Raw genomic sequence first — 13698 nt, forward strand, 5'->3', positions numbered from 1 at the left:
ATCCGCAGGCCAGCTAGCCGGGCAGCTTCGCCGCGAGCACGTCGACGTGCGCGATCTCGGGCGGCCTGGCAAAAAGGTCCGCGGCTTTCGCCATCAGCGCCTCGGCGACTTTGCCCGAGAGATGCGCCTGGCGGCCGGCCTCGTCGGGAAAGGTATCGAAGAAGCCGAACGTGGACGGCCCGAGGCGCAGGCCGAACCACGCGATCGTTGCGGGCTCCGCTTCGACGAGCGGCAATCCGCCCATTAGAAAGGCTTCTACTTCCTGCTCCTTGCCCGGCTTCGCTTCCAGCCGGACGAACAACGCGGTCTTGACCATGACATCGCTCCTGTTGCACGCACTGAGGTGACGGACAAATGATACGTCCTCCGTTCTCCGGGGACTGTTCAAAAGCGTGGGGTTCCGCTTCTTCCGCCTGTTGCATGAACTCGAAAAATCGGGCCACGTCCTCCGGTACTTTGTTCATGCACGCCCTGTGCGCCGCAAGTTTGGCTGCCAAGTCGCCATGAATCATCGCGCATCGCACCTGCGCAGTAAATGAGCGCCGCGTGGCGTCCTGCACGTATGCTGGTGCTTGCACAGGCGAGCGTTGATCACCTGGTTCACCGCCGACTCTGCCATCGTTGTCGAAATCGGCTTGTGCTCGCGATAGTACTTCACGTAGGCGATGGTCGAGCCGCTATTGCTCTCGAGGTACGCGAACAACTCGCCGACGCGATAGTCGAGCTGCTCCAGGCTCCGCGTGAATCGCGCCGACTCGGTCACCACGATGCGACAGAGCAGCAAGGTCTGTCGCATCCGTCGCTCCGCTTTTAGTTACTGCAGCCGTAGGTACGCCGGGAGCACACCGCCGCGTCGCCGATAGTGACACTGCTGGGCTCGGTACTGATGTCGGCGCCGCCATCCACGACATCACATGCTCGACGGAGTGCAGCGTTCGTTCCCATCGCCTGCCAGCGACGTTGACCAAAGTCCGACGGGTGACCTTGCTGCGGGGCGCGTAGACGACGAAATACGCATGCTCGCGATTCTCGTCAAGGCTGTGCGGCGCACCAGCAGATAATGACCAAAGCGACGTTCCTCGGCGCTCATGCTGCAGGCGCCACAACGGCGTAAGTGCCCAGTGGTACAGACGCGCGCCTTGCGCCGATTCCGGCCGAGAGGCGGCGCCAAGCCTGCGGTGGCAAGGCTTGTGCAATCTTGTCGGCGCGCATAGTGGTCGGGCCTTGCCACCATAGTGGTTCGTTCTTCTTCACCACCAGCACGAGTGGCTGCGCGCGCGACTCGAGCCACAGCCGCAAAGGACGGTCACCGCCATACACCTGATCGCCGGTGACCCAGCCGCAGGGTACTCCCGCATCGAGCGCCCGTTCAAGCATCTGGCGCGCGGGCTGCGGCTTGGTTGCAAATCCCATCGTGTCAGGGATGCCCGCAACCTGCAGCGAGGACGATCGTCGATCCATGATTGGGACATACAGTTCGCGGTCAATAAATGCGCTCGCTCCATTGCCCGCGTAGCAGAGAAACACACCGATCTGGCTATTCTCGATGCGACCTGCTGTACAACTGTATTGGCGTTGCACGCTGGCAGAGTGTTCACCCTTCTTGTGGAATTCCCTTCTCATCCACAATCAGCACCGCCTCACGCTCACCGAGTTGCTCCACGACGAATTCGCGCAGTACGTCGCGCGCCGCGTCGGCATCCCACCGTGCTCTCTCGAGAAGGTGCTGCACACCATCGGGCGTTGCTTCGCCAATCCTCGGCAAGCTGCCCGCTGTTCTTGCGTTCGACCGTACCTTGTTGAGCCCCCCTTGATAGGGGCCGGTCTGAGAAGCTGCCCATGCTCGTATATATAAGCGCCATCCACATTGGCACCTGTCGCATCTCCACGATGAGCGAGGTTCTCAGCTCGGTTGCGACACCGGTGCAGAAGTAGATGAAGACCAAAAAAAATCCTGAAGTGCTGTGCACCGGTCATTCCCCTCGCTTCGCCCACTGTTTCTGGCTTAACCTCGCGCATTAGCTACTTGTTCAATTTCTCAGCCTCGCTCGGCTCCTCTCTGGGCTTGTAGCGCGGCGTAGGCTGTGGCAGCAGAAAGAAGGCGACGGACAGCAATGCAATGGCCACTCCGATGCGCCACGCGGCGATCACGACGGGAACTGCAGCGATCTGGACCAGCGTCGCAACGCCGTAGCGGCGCGTCATCTGCTGGAGGAAATCGGGCGCGAGCCGTTCGTCCATTAGCCGGCGGCCTGGCATTGCATAGAACCACTTCGCCATCCAGGTGCAGGCGGTCAGGGCAAGACCGGCAACCAGGGTCACGGACGCGACGGGCTCGAACCCCGTGCCGAGGTGGAAGCACCAGACGCGGATTGGATAAGGAATGACGACGATCGCCAGCAGGAACAGGAGGTTAATCACGCCGAACCAGTGATCACTCTTAGCATAGATGCGACCCGAATAATGGTGTTGCAGCCAGTAGGCCCCGATCACGACATAGCAGAGAACGAGCGCGAGATATTCGCGCCACTGCTCCGCCATGGCGCTTGCCAGGTCGCTGTAGCCATGCGTGCCCTCGGGAGATCCGGGGACCTTGATCTCCACGATCAGCAGGGTCAGCGCGATCGCGAAAACCGCGTCGCTGAATCCCTCGAAGCGGTCAAGTCCGCGCTCGGCACCATGCGTTTCCGCGTCGGTAGGTTTACGCCTAGAACTTAGCATCATGTGCGTCCTTTCGCGCACGCCGGAGCCGCTCCTCGCGGCACAGCACGCACTTCTTTGTTGGACGATATGAATTAATTCCTGCCATGGGAAAGTTGCAAACGAGCATCGAATCTTCCGCGACTAAGTATGACCGCTTTGGCCGAAGCCGGCCGGAAGGCCACTAAACTTGTGCTTCGGACATCTCGATAGGTTCAAGTGTCTGACGAAGGCGAGTAGCGGTGCGATGGCTGGCCAACGCCATGAGATTGCTCACTTGCTCGTTGGTCTATTAATTCTGTCACCGTTGCGACAAAAACTGTCACCCCTCGTGGTGCCGGTTTGCTCGGGTACATGATCAGCCTTGCCCGGCAAGCGTTCGAAGGTCGCGAAATAATCATGTCACCGGCGAGGGTCGGGCGCCCCTCGCTGGAGCTTTCAGCCTCCGACCAGCGGGCGCCCGCGTCAGGCAGCTTGCGGACCCAGTTCCTGCCACTCGTCGGCATTCTCGATCGGTCATTCGGACGACCGCTTCACTTCTCGCGGGCGAGAGCGAATGCTAGCTTCTGCCGACATCCCTGCCTCAGACCATACGGGCATTCCACACCACAATCCATGCGGACCACACAAGTAAGGCGACGCCGAGCGGCTTGCCGATGAACTTTCCCAAGCGCAAATTCTTTTCGGCCGCCATGATCGCACCCAGCGCAAGCATCCAGCAAGCTTCCTGTGCCAATTGCGAACATCAGCAACATGAGCGCCCAGCAACATCCAATGCAGAAACCGCCGTGACTCACCCCTAGCAGGAAGCTCTCGCGACGGGGATTCCGGCCGTGCCAATGCTCGGTGATGAACATGAGCGGCGAGCAACATTTGTCGAGACAGCGGTGTTTCGAGCGTGCTGAATTGAAAGACGCCAGCCAGCGCGACGATGGCGGCGCCGATTAGCCACCCCGCCGTGAGCAGCGTCGGCGTTCGCTCCACGAGCAGATGGAGTGCGGCGTCGAAGACATGCGCGACAAGCCCGAACGCTGACCACGCAGCCGCGTAACCGGCAATTAGCAACGCGACTAGCGTGCGCCGCTTGGTGCGCGAGAGGGTCATCCGCCTGAAGCAGCCAAGGAAAAGCGGTCGGCAGCATCATCGCCGCGATCATCAGGAGCCATGCCAGGCCGTGCAGCGACGCCGCGAGCGTGATGCTCGCACCGGGCATTGCGCGACATATCGGGCCAACGCCCGGCAGCTCGCTCCAGCTCGCATTATGCAGATAGCGCGAATACGGCCCAGCATCCCACGACCATAGCGCGATTCACGCACTTGCCGCCAAAGCAGCAAAGAACGACGCGAAAAGCCGCGAGCGAAGGCGCATCTTCACGAAGTAAAGCTGAACGAGCCTTGAATGGCGTTATGTCCCGTCAAGTCGAAATCAAGATTGAGCGCCTGATGTCGCAGCCGAAACGAGTTCGCTCGGCCGACGAAGGCGGGCGATCCGGGTTATCGTCGAGAAAATGCTGTCGACCAGTTTCGTTGGCTCTTCCGTTGGACCGCGATAAGCTCCAGTTCGGCCTCGATGGTTTCGCCGACCTTCATCCTGCCCATTCCGTCGACGACCGAATATTCGATAACCGCCCGCTCCATTGAGACCATTTCGCCGATTAATTTCACGATATCCGCGAGTGGTCCACCTCGTTCGCCACGGTGCGCGCTCACCAGTGCGTTAAATTGCGCCTCGCTCGCGTGCTCGTCAATATACATTGCGACCCGCCAAGCCGCCTTTCAGAACATTGCCCGGAATGAACGCGGCGAACGCGACAGTCACCCCGGATACATCAATATTGTCAATGAAGCCTTGTTCGTAGTGGTAGGCGATCGCGCTCCGGCAAATGCCGTTGTCGGGATCCTCCCCAATCCAGCAAGGACATAGCACGTTGTATTCTGTTTGCGGGTTGACTTCGGCCACGAAGAACGTCGCGGGACACTTCTTGTTTTAGGTGTTGCGCGGTCGGGAATCAAAGTGTCCCGAGCGGTCGTACGAATTAAGGTGCCTATACACTCACTGCCTTTTCGGAACTGCGAAATAGCGAGCGAACCGCAAGGGCAGGCAGACCACAACGACTTATAAGTCAGATCGGCCATTCCGTCACGGTCTCGAGGCCGCCCTTGGGCCGCGCACTTCCCATATTCTGATTGATAAGCCTTCGTGAAAGCAGATAAAGCGGTGAGCAGGTGAGGGCGGGCTTTGCCGCACCGAGTTCGGCCAGTTTCGACCGGTGGACCGCGGATCGTATTCGGCATTTGAAAGCCCTTTCCATTTCGTCAACGGACGTTCTTACATCGCTCGGGCGGACTCCACGAGCGATCCCCTATCAGCTGCGGCATCCAGGCTGATTGTGTCTGACAAATGCGCCGCGGTTCACCCGTTAATTGGCAAGTTGCTCCAGAAGAAGCAGCAATGAAGCGGGGGCTATTCCTTTCTTACAGTACCCATCAAACCCGGCCGCAATCCCGGCCGCCCGGACGGTCCACTCATCCTGGCCGGTGAAAGCTACGATAACAATATGCTTTGTAACGTCGTGCTGCCGCAGTTGCTGTGCGACCGCAAACCCGTCCATGATTGGCATGTTAATGTCTAATAATGCTATTTCCGGTGTCCAGGCACTGACGGCACCTATGACGGCCGAGCCATCTAAAACGAATTGAGCGTCGTACGACGAGCAATCGACGTGGGCGATGCGTCTGCCGGCTAGGGAGCACGCGCGGTGTCCAGCGCGCAGTGTGCAGAGGCAGTGCCATGTGTTAAACCTTTCAATGCCTGCGAGTGAAACTGGCGAGAGCATTGACTGTTCCCGTGTTTCGCACGTGGCGTGAGGGGCACGACACACTGTCCGCAAACGACTGGGGAATATATGAGCCTTTTATCGGACTTTATTGAGGCTAAGCTTTCTGCTCTAGTTGACGAATGGGCGGAGTATGCCGGCACAATCGGACTAAAGGACAGCCATCTCACCGTGACGCAATTGCGGGATTCGGCTCAAGACATCCTGATCCAGATCGCGGCGGACATGCGTCAACCGCAGACCGATGTGCAGCAGAGGTCCAAGTCGCGCGGCGGCCAGCGCGATCCAAAATCCGGTTTCGACAGGGTCGCCCACGAACACGCCGACGATCGTCTTGCGCACGGCTACGGCATCAACGATGTAGTAGCGGAATACCGAGCCCTACGCGCCAGCGTGCTGCGGCAATGGCAGAATACTTCGCCGAACGACGCTGTGGCGTCTGGGGAGGTGATTCGGTTCAATGAGGCGATTGACCAGATGCTCGCGGAATCGGTCCGACAGTACGCGCAACGCACCGAGCACATCCGGGACCTGTTTACCAGCGTGCTCGCGCATGACCTGCGTTCTCCTCTGAGTGCGGTATTGAATTCGGCGGAGGTGGTCCTGCATGACAAAGGGTTGTCGTCATCCAGCGTGAGAGCGGTCGGACTCGCGCAACGCGGCGCCGTGCGCATGAGGCGGATGATTGATGATCTCCTCGTGTTTACGCGTACGCGCCTAGGCGACGCGCTTCCGATCGATTTTAAGCCGCAGAATATGGAGCGCATCTGCAACGACGCGGCAGACGAGGTACGCGCTTCGCATCCCGACGCATCGATCGAGGTTCGCCTGACCGGCAACCTTGCCGGAAATTGGGACGGCGCTCGTATCGACCAATTGCTGGTCAACCTGCTCGTGAACGCAGTCCAGCACGGCTCAGGCGCAATAAGCGTGAATGCTTTCGGTGACGACCGGCAAGTGACTCTCGTCGTGTCTAATGAAGGCACGCCGATACCGGCGACCGCCCTGCCGACGCTCTTTGACCCATTGACGCGGGCAGATTCTTCGCCCAGGCGGAGCCAACCGTCATCTAGTATGGGCCTAGGTCTTTACATTTGCCGGTGCATCGCACATGCACACAACGGCACCATACAGGTCGAATCGTCGGGAGGTGAGACGAGCTTTACGGTGCAGATCCCCCGTTCTCAGTCGCTTCCGCGTTAAGTTGTGCGGTCTGACAATCGGAGGCGAATGGCCGCTGTGCTCGACAAGCTGACTTGCGGAGAGCACGCAGTCCAACGTCAGCAGTGGGTCGCGTGCTGCCGATGGCCGTCATGTGACCGGCCAGTTTCTGCCGTTGGTGAAAGCTTTGACTCGGACGCTTAAACGTCGCTTTCTTGGTTGGCTGCTGACATTCGACCGCCAGTCGTGGTCGTCGCGATATCAGCCTAAGGACGGCCTCCAGTTCCGCTGATTGCTGGATCAGCACCTTGGCGCAAACGCCTGGGACATCGCGTTTGAGACCCAGATGGGGGTAGCAGGATAGCGCCTGTGGCTCGTCAACGCAAAGCGTGCCGTGCAGCTTCTGGCGGATCGCGAGGTATCAGACGCTCCGCAATATCCTTGAGATCGGGCATTCAGTCCCGCGCGCGGCCAAATTCCGGCTTGAGCGCGTTCCAGTTCAGGGCCATACGGCCGCGCCCAAGTTTGCACCCGTTGGGGAGGCCGACATGAAGTTGGCGCCGAGATCTGTCAGGGCTTCACGAACCGATAGGCGAAGCGATCGGTCTCGCCCTTGATTGCGGGATTGAACACCTTGATCGAGCGCGGATCGTCCTTGTTCGCGAGCATGGTACTTTCCGCGTCCAGTACAAAGCCGGCTGCCTCCACCTCCTCGCGAACGGACGCAGGCTCGATCCGATGCAGCGACTGGGCCTCGCTCTTGCCCTGCCCGACGGCGGCGGCGTGGTCCACGATGACGTAGTACCCGCCGGGCTTGAGTTGCTCGTAGACCACTCGATTGAAGTCGGCGGCCGTCGCGCCCCTAGCCTGCATCAGCGGTGTGTGGAGGTCGTGATAGAACAGATGCAGCCAGAGGACATCCGCTGGTTGCGTGACCTCCGACATCGCGATGATATCCGCCGAGACGGCTTCCACGTTATCTCGACCCGGCTCCTTTGCAAGCGTCCGCACGCGGCCGACCGGATCGTTCTTGAAGTGGGCGACTTCGGCCGGCACGAAGCTGTAGACCCGTCCTGCGGGTCCCACGATGTCGGAGAAGAGACGGGTCCAGTCGCCGTCGCCCGGGTAAACGTCGATGACGGTGGAGCCCGAATCGACTCGTGCGAACCGGATCAACTCGGATAGCCTGGATTGGTCGTACATAGATATCTCCTTTACGGTTGGGCTGTCGACGAGCGCGCGGCATGCGAAGGGGCGATCCACGGCTGATCCACCGTCTATCCCCGATGCCCGCAGATCGCCAGCGCTACGCCGGCCCGGACGTGTCCGTCTGCGAAGCCCGCGCCAGTGCTTGTGTGTCGATGTACTCCCGGATGCTCGTCAGTCTGCCGTCACGGACCGTGATGGCGAAGATCCAGTTGTCCTCGAACATCTTGTTCGTGGCTTTGATCATCCCCCTGGCGAAGCCGACGACAAGGACCCTGTCTCCTTGCTATGAACTCCCGGGGTTCCACGGACGTGTCTATCGACTTGGATGCGGTCTCAAGCAAATCCGTCAGCCCCGCGTGTCCGTGGCGTGTTCCGGCCAACGGCCAGTCCTCGCCCGGAATGATCCACTCGATGTCTTCGGCGGCCAGCGCCAGCAGACCCTTCCGGTCGCCGCGCACGATCGCGGCGAAGAAGTCCTTCACGGTCTGGACGTTCTTATCGGTACTCATCGGAAATTCTCCATTTCTCTCGGTTCGGATCGCGCGCGAAGTGTCTAAATCAGAACTCGCCGTCACTATCCGTTGCCCCGATCGGCCTGTCGTCGATCACGTCGGTCAACCGCCCTGGCAAGAGGCCGGCCGGCATTGCAGAAACGTGGTCCCACGACTGGCGTGGCTTGCGTACCAGCCACGGGAGCGCACCGGAATCAGCCCTGCGCCCAGCCCCCATCGACGGGAAGATCGATACCGGTGATGTAAGAACTTTCATCGGAGGCGAGGAACGCGACTGCGGCCGCAAGTTCCTCAGGCATGCCCCTGCGGCCCATTGGGATCTGCGCGATGAACTGTGCGACCGCTTGCTCAGCCTGTTCAGCGGTAAGGCCAGTCGTCGTCGTCAAGGCCGGGGTGTCGATTGCTCCGGGGCTCACACAATTCACGCGGATCTTACGGTCTTTCAATTCCAGGGCCCAACCGCGCGCGAAGTTGCGCACAGCCGCCTTGCTCGCGGCGTAAGCAGTAAATCCTGGAAGCCCCTTCACGTTTGCGACCGAGGAGTTCAGGATAATCGAGCCACCGTCTTTGACAAAGGGAAGGGCCTTCTGCACCGTAAAGAACATTCCCTTCACGTTCACGTCGAAGGTCTGGTCGAAATGGGCCTCACTAGCTAACGCGAGCGGCGCGACTGTCCCTGCGCCCGCGTTCGCGAAAAGAATGTCGATGTGACCATGTTTCTCTTTCACGACAGCAAAGAGGCGGTCCAGATCTTCCAAACTCGACACGTCGCCAACGACCGCCGTAACGTTTCTCTTGATGGCGGCGGCGGCCTCCTGGAGCTCTTTCTCCCGTCGCCCGGTGATCACGACGTGCGCACCTTCTTCCACGAGGCGCTTGGCCGTGGCCAAACCAATTCCGCTGCTTCCGCCCGTGACGACTGCAACCTTGCCTTCCAATTTCTTCATGACGTTCGCCTTTCGTTTGGGGTGTCAGGGAGCGCCGCTGTTCCCGCTGGTACAAAGGCGCTGTATCATTTGGATCGCCGATCCAGATATTGATTCACAATATCCGGATCAGTGATCCAAATATACGGATCAGTGATCCGATTGTCAAGGGACCCTATGCGAGCAGACGCCCAAAAAAATTACAGCCATCTACTTGCAGTCGCGCACGACGTTGTCGCCGAGCACGGTGTCGACGCGTCGATGCGAGATATCGCCCGCCGGGCTGGCGTCGGGTTGGCTACATTGCTACGTCACTTCCCGACGCGAGAAGCCTTGTTCGAAGCGTTGTTGTGTACGAATCTGGATGAACTGACGCAGAAGGCAGGCGAACTTGAAACGTCGACTTCACCTGACGAAGCGCTCGTGTCCTGGTTTCGCGAATGGATCGCATTTGCCCAAAGCTACAGGGGCGTTGTTGCCCTGATGGCGGCAGCTCATACCAATCCGGACTCCGCGCTTTACGCGTCATGCGCAGCCGTGCACTCAGCGAGCGCACGGTTGTTGCTGCGTGCCCAAGCCGAAGGGGCGGCACGTGCCGATATGAATGGGGACGACTTGTTCGGCCTGATGGCGGCGCTCGGCTGGCTTGTCGATCTCCCTTCATTCTCGCCGCGGGCGGATCATCTAGTTCACCTGATTACGAGCGCAATCCTGACGAAACGGCCCGGCAACGACGTCAAAAAGAAAGATGTCAAAAAGGCCATGCGCTGAATCAGATCGGCTTAGAAGATTGATGGAACTTAGTCGACCTTGACCAGGTCCTTGAAGATCAGTTGACCCCAGCTATTGCCGCGTGCCGGGGCCTATTCGTCGCAAGTTCATAGCGGACCACTGCGAAAACATGATCGTCGACGTGGGCCTCCCGCACCTTGACCTCGGTTGCGGCAAGCTTGCCAGGAGTTGATGCCAGGTCAGCAGCTCGAATTGGTACCGCTCAATCCCGCTAGTGATCGTTTAAGGTAAGAGGCCACGCGTGGCGACGAGGCACGGGAGCATCCGCTTCCAGTTCTCGATCCACACGCGAGAAGCAGCGATTTCAGCCGACGAAACTTCCCTGGGCGATCATGTAACTACCCAATCGCCCGCTGATTCTGGCAACTGCGACCATTTCGCCGCGACCGGCGTGCCTTCAGGACACCGCGCGTAAGGATTCCGCGTGCGACCAGTTGACGCCAGAGACATTGGCGACCGCCTGCCACGCGGCTTCTTGATTAGCGCCATCGAGGAGGTGCGGCTGGCGCTGCGCCTCAATTGGGCCTGTAAATTTCCCTTTAGCCGAGGCGAAGAATTGCCCTGAGACGTCGGTTCCAAACTCCGACGCCTGAAGGTACCGACGGGCCGCAGTCTCCGGCGTCTGATTCATGCCAGGAATGAGGTTCACGATTGGGATCATCAGATATTTCACCGCCCAGCCAGCGTTTCGCCCCACATTGGTGGCGGTTGCCGCACCGGGCGAGACAGCGAACACGGCCATGCCTGAGGGCAGCCGACGCGCGAGCGCGATAGCCCACCAAGCAACGATGAGCTTCGCGTCGGCATACGCATTGTTGGGCACATACTTCACGTTAGGCCCGTTGCGCAGCAGGGCTTCCATAGCAGCGGTCAGGTCGCCTCCGTGGTATTTGGCAGCGAGTGCATCGACGTCGGTGTACTTGAACATGGGCACGCCCCCTCGCGCGGGTTCCGCGCTGGCGATAACGATCCGCGCGTTGGGGCTCAGCAGATTGGCGCGGAGCAAACCGACAGTTAATTGGTGATGGCCGATGAGCGGAGCTTGAGAAGCCTCGACGTCCGCCGCAGTGATCACGCGCCGCTTACTTGGGACCATTCCGGCATTGAGCAGTAAAAAATCAATCGGCTGACCTCGCCTTTCGAGCTCGGCGAGGGCGGATTGAACGCTGGTCGGCTCGTCCAGCTCCAGCGCCAGCGGCGTAAATACCTGTTTCGTGGTCTGAGCCGCGAGCTGAGCGGCGGTTTCTTGAACCCGGGCCAAGCTGCGCCCGGTGACGAAGACTTCGCGGTAGCCGTTGGAGGCGAGCAAGCGGGCTGCCTCATAACCGACCCCTGACGTGGTGCCGGTGACGAGCGCGATTGAATGTTCCATGGGCGTCTCCGTGTTGAAGGGTGATGGTCGAGTCATAAGGCCCAGCAAGGCCAAGATCAGTTTGATAATTTAGAACTATTCGGTTATAAATTGGTGCGAAGGGAACTGTCAAGGAGTTTTGAACTAGATGATTCATAATGCCGCTAGGCCAGTAGGTCGACCGCGCAGCTTCGACGAAACGGGGGCGCTGGAAAAGGCGATTCAGGTGTTCTGGTCGAAAGGCTACGACGGAGTGACGATTGACGATCTCGTCACCGGGATGGGTGTGGGACGACCGAGTCTGTATGCCGTCTTTGGGGACAAGCGGGCGATATTCTTGCGCGTTCTTAAGGCGTACGCGGAACGGAAGGGCGCATCAGCCGCCAAGGCACTCCTCTCGCCACAGGGTCTTCGCGACTCGATTTTGGGCTTTCTGAAGTACGCCGTCGAAAGTGCGACCGAGAAAGGGTCTGCCCGGGGTTGCCTTATGATATGCGTCGCCCCGCTCGTAAACGACGCTGAGGTTCAGCAATTCCTGCAGTGTGCGGTCGCGGGCGGCGCGGCGCTGGTGGAACGTCGTTTTCGGGACGGGATCAGTGCCGGAGAAATCCCACCTGACTTTCCCGTCTCCGCGCGCGCAACCCAAGTCACAGATTTAGCGCGTGGACTAACCATGCGTGCGCAGATGGGCGCGCCGCGCAAGATGCTCCTCAAAGATGCTGAGGAAGCGACCGACCTAGTTCTCCTGCCTGGGCGCTCCTGACGGGTTATCGGAAACCTTGCCAGACGCCTTTGCTTCGTGCGCGGCTTTGCCCGCCATCGCAGTGCCACCGACATCCGCACAGAAATTCCGCCGGTCGGCATGTTGCCCCATCGGTCTACGCGAGCCAGACCTCATCTATACACCGAGGCGGAAGTACGGCGCTTGCTGGACGCGGCATTGGAGTTGCCAGTGGCGTGGCCGTCGACGCCGCTGCGGCCCTGGGTGTTCCATTGCCTCATCGGCTTGCTCAGCGTTACCGGACTGCGTATCAGCGAAGCCCTAAACCTCGAGCTTGATGACGTGGACCTCGAAGACGCCGTCCTCACGATTCGCAGACGAACTCCGGTCTGATGGCAAATCTCAGCTTCGAAGGAACAAAGGTGAGCAAGCTGGATATCTGAAACGGAACGGTTATCGAGGCCTCGAATCAATGGTGAGCATTTGGCGCGATGGGGCGGGCGCGGATAAGCGCGCCCCCGGGGCGCCATCGCTACGTATCCCTCGTGGTGTGCGTCTACGGCAGCAGATGCATACGCTTTAATGACAATGGAGCATGGCGCCTTCAACGCGAGGCTCAAGCCTAAAAATAGACGAGGCGGGTAACAATGCGACGGTACGGGTCGATGAACTCGTGAAGCCGTAACCGAGCAAATTAGAAGCTCGGACTCACCGGCGCACGTGTCCCATTGCCCTGCCGGTTGGGGCGCACGACCTCGCGGCTGAGTGGCAAGCGGCCATGATGGGCGGCATAAGGGCATTGAGGGCGCATTCGAAGGGTGGCCGCCTATGACGAACAGAGAGCGAAGCGAGACCCGCAAGGTAGCGCGTCAGCACCAAGTTCGTTTTGGCGTCGGCAGCAACATACAACGACGCAGCAAAGCATCGCCCGCCGGGGGGCGGCGTGGATCACACGTTGTGATTTGATCGTTTTTCTAGTGACCGGCCGAAGCGGACGATTTCATCGCGCTGTCTCTAACGGGACTCGGCGAGATAAACGACCGCTGCACTCTGAGAACGGTCAAATCGCAGGAAGTTGGTGAATGTCCGTATTGGGTCGAAAGTGTGAATTGGCAGCGACGCCGGTGCGCCGACAGTGGTTGGACGGGTGACGTTTCTACATCTCGCGATCAAGCAATCCCGTCGGCATCTTCGTCGAGGAACGCGCACGACGCTCGCATCGACGCACGCCTACCGCGAGATGCAACTAATCGTCTAGGTCCTCGTGCGACTTCGAACTGCGGGCCGCCGGCACCGTAAGTGTGTCTGCAAGATGACGAGCAGAATATCAACCACTCGAAAAGTCAGTCTCTGTCAGACGGACGTCACTCGTTGGCCGGGCCCGTAGTTTTCGTCGCGCGACCGCTTCGATCCGGGCGAACCCGTCTCTGAACACGCTCACCAGTCGGCTGTCGTCCGCATCGGGCGGCAGCCAGAAAAAGACTTCCAA

The 13698-nt window shown here is 59.8% G+C and carries 13 protein-coding genes and 4 pseudogenes; 4 read left to right on the top strand and 13 right to left on the bottom strand.

From position 1 onward, the window contains the following. Positions 1–13: 13 nt before the first annotated feature. The 9 genes and pseudogenes from IAG25_RS39585 to IAG25_RS39615 form a co-directional block, all read right to left on the bottom strand. Complete coding sequence (locus tag IAG25_RS39585) at positions 14–316, bottom strand: putative quinol monooxygenase (RefSeq protein ID WP_187609705.1); 303 nt, start codon at positions 314–316, stop codon at positions 14–16. Positions 317–508: 192 nt separating this feature from the next. Beyond that, positions 509–796: a hypothetical protein gene (locus tag IAG25_RS39590; protein ID WP_187609716.1), complete on the bottom strand. Its 288-nt coding sequence runs from the start codon at positions 794–796 to the stop codon at positions 509–511. Between the two features lie 290 nt (positions 797–1086). Further along, positions 1087–1623 (bottom strand): IS701 family transposase, encoded by a 537-nt coding sequence (locus IAG25_RS41890; protein WP_255504330.1) that lies wholly within the window; start codon positions 1621–1623, stop codon positions 1087–1089. 399 nt (positions 1624–2022) lie between these two features. Beyond that, the gene (locus IAG25_RS39600) at positions 2023–2724 is read right to left on the bottom strand and encodes a TMEM175 family protein (RefSeq protein WP_187609706.1); all 702 of its coding nucleotides are present in this window, start codon (positions 2722–2724) and stop codon (positions 2023–2025) included. A gap of 559 nt (positions 2725–3283) precedes the next feature. Further along, a complete protein-coding gene (locus tag IAG25_RS42405; RefSeq protein ID WP_375336575.1) occupies positions 3284–3415 on the bottom strand; it encodes a hypothetical protein in 132 nt (43 codons plus the stop codon). 61 nt (positions 3416–3476) lie between these two features. Continuing rightward, positions 3477–3557: pseudogene (locus IAG25_RS42410) on the bottom strand (DUF2182 domain-containing protein); the annotation flags it as partial. A gap of 91 nt (positions 3558–3648) precedes the next feature. Beyond that, a pseudogene (locus IAG25_RS42415) lies at positions 3649–3804 on the bottom strand (copper chaperone); the annotation flags it as partial. Between the two features lie 267 nt (positions 3805–4071). Next, positions 4072–4660, bottom strand: a pseudogene (locus IAG25_RS39610) (DUF1326 domain-containing protein). Between the two features lie 460 nt (positions 4661–5120). Next, complete coding sequence (locus IAG25_RS39615; protein WP_187609707.1) at positions 5121–5537, bottom strand: response regulator; 417 nt, start codon at positions 5535–5537, stop codon at positions 5121–5123. 69 nt (positions 5538–5606) lie between these two features. Between IAG25_RS39615 and IAG25_RS39620 the strand changes: the two genes are divergently transcribed. Next, positions 5607–6740 carry a sensor histidine kinase gene (locus IAG25_RS39620; RefSeq protein ID WP_187609708.1) on the top strand — a complete coding sequence of 378 codons (1134 nt, stop codon included), beginning with the start codon at positions 5607–5609 and terminating at the stop codon, positions 6738–6740. Positions 6741–7268: 528 nt separating this feature from the next. Here the strand turns inward: IAG25_RS39620 and IAG25_RS39625 are convergent. The 3 genes and pseudogenes from IAG25_RS39625 to IAG25_RS39635 all read right to left on the bottom strand — a co-directional run bounded on the left by IAG25_RS39625 (position 7269) and on the right by IAG25_RS39635 (position 9366). Then, positions 7269–7901 carry a class I SAM-dependent methyltransferase gene (locus IAG25_RS39625; RefSeq protein WP_187609709.1) on the bottom strand — a complete coding sequence of 211 codons (633 nt, stop codon included), beginning with the start codon at positions 7899–7901 and terminating at the stop codon, positions 7269–7271. Between the two features lie 103 nt (positions 7902–8004). After that, positions 8005–8416: pseudogene (locus IAG25_RS39630) on the bottom strand (nuclear transport factor 2 family protein). Positions 8417–8613: 197 nt separating this feature from the next. Then, a complete protein-coding gene (locus IAG25_RS39635; RefSeq protein WP_187609710.1) occupies positions 8614–9366 on the bottom strand; it encodes an SDR family NAD(P)-dependent oxidoreductase in 753 nt (250 codons plus the stop codon). 156 nt (positions 9367–9522) lie between these two features. Between IAG25_RS39635 and IAG25_RS39640 the strand changes: the two genes are divergently transcribed. Continuing rightward, complete coding sequence (locus IAG25_RS39640) at positions 9523–10116, top strand: TetR/AcrR family transcriptional regulator (RefSeq protein ID WP_187609711.1); 594 nt, start codon at positions 9523–9525, stop codon at positions 10114–10116. 418 nt (positions 10117–10534) lie between these two features. Here IAG25_RS39640 and IAG25_RS39645 read toward each other — a convergent pair whose 3' ends face one another. After that, positions 10535–11509 carry an SDR family NAD(P)-dependent oxidoreductase gene (locus IAG25_RS39645; RefSeq protein WP_187609712.1) on the bottom strand — a complete coding sequence of 325 codons (975 nt, stop codon included), beginning with the start codon at positions 11507–11509 and terminating at the stop codon, positions 10535–10537. Positions 11510–11636: 127 nt separating this feature from the next. Between IAG25_RS39645 and IAG25_RS39650 the strand changes: the two genes are divergently transcribed. Then, a complete protein-coding gene (locus tag IAG25_RS39650) occupies positions 11637–12251 on the top strand; it encodes a TetR/AcrR family transcriptional regulator (protein WP_187609713.1) in 615 nt (204 codons plus the stop codon). Positions 12252–12350: 99 nt separating this feature from the next. After that, positions 12351–12602, top strand: a complete 252-nt coding sequence (locus IAG25_RS39655; RefSeq protein ID WP_187609715.1) for a tyrosine-type recombinase/integrase — start codon at positions 12351–12353, stop codon at positions 12600–12602. Positions 12603–13698: the final 1096 nt, after the last annotated feature.

The organism is Caballeronia sp. EK (assembly GCF_014384845.1).
GTDB lineage: Bacteria > Pseudomonadota > Gammaproteobacteria > Burkholderiales > Burkholderiaceae > Caballeronia > Caballeronia jiangsuensis.

Excerpts from the sequence above, each read along its gene's own strand:
- IAG25_RS39635 (WP_187609710.1), bottom strand. The coding sequence starts at position 9,366 with ATGAAGAAATTGGAAGGCAAGGTTGCAGTCGTCACGGGCGGAAGCAGC.
- IAG25_RS39590 (WP_187609716.1), bottom strand. The coding sequence starts at position 796 with ATGCGACAGACCTTGCTGCTCTGTCGCATCGTGGTGACCGAGTCGGCG.
- IAG25_RS39655 (WP_187609715.1), top strand. The coding sequence starts at position 12,351 with ATGTTGCCCCATCGGTCTACGCGAGCCAGACCTCATCTATACACCGAG.
- IAG25_RS39620 (WP_187609708.1), top strand. The coding sequence starts at position 5,607 with ATGAGCCTTTTATCGGACTTTATTGAGGCTAAGCTTTCTGCTCTAGTT.
- IAG25_RS42405 (WP_375336575.1), bottom strand. The coding sequence starts at position 3,415 with ATGCTTGCGCTGGGTGCGATCATGGCGGCCGAAAAGAATTTGCGCTTG.
- IAG25_RS39640 (WP_187609711.1), top strand. The coding sequence starts at position 9,523 with ATGCGAGCAGACGCCCAAAAAAATTACAGCCATCTACTTGCAGTCGCG.
- IAG25_RS41890 (WP_255504330.1), bottom strand. The coding sequence starts at position 1,623 with ATGAGAAGGGAATTCCACAAGAAGGGTGAACACTCTGCCAGCGTGCAA.
- IAG25_RS39585 (WP_187609705.1), bottom strand. The coding sequence starts at position 316 with ATGGTCAAGACCGCGTTGTTCGTCCGGCTGGAAGCGAAGCCGGGCAAG.
- IAG25_RS39600 (WP_187609706.1), bottom strand. The coding sequence starts at position 2,724 with ATGATGCTAAGTTCTAGGCGTAAACCTACCGACGCGGAAACGCATGGT.
- IAG25_RS39625 (WP_187609709.1), bottom strand. The coding sequence starts at position 7,901 with ATGTACGACCAATCCAGGCTATCCGAGTTGATCCGGTTCGCACGAGTC.
- IAG25_RS39645 (WP_187609712.1), bottom strand. The coding sequence starts at position 11,509 with ATGGAACATTCAATCGCGCTCGTCACCGGCACCACGTCAGGGGTCGGT.
- IAG25_RS39615 (WP_187609707.1), bottom strand. The coding sequence starts at position 5,537 with ATGCTCTCGCCAGTTTCACTCGCAGGCATTGAAAGGTTTAACACATGG.
- IAG25_RS39650 (WP_187609713.1), top strand. The coding sequence starts at position 11,637 with ATGATTCATAATGCCGCTAGGCCAGTAGGTCGACCGCGCAGCTTCGAC.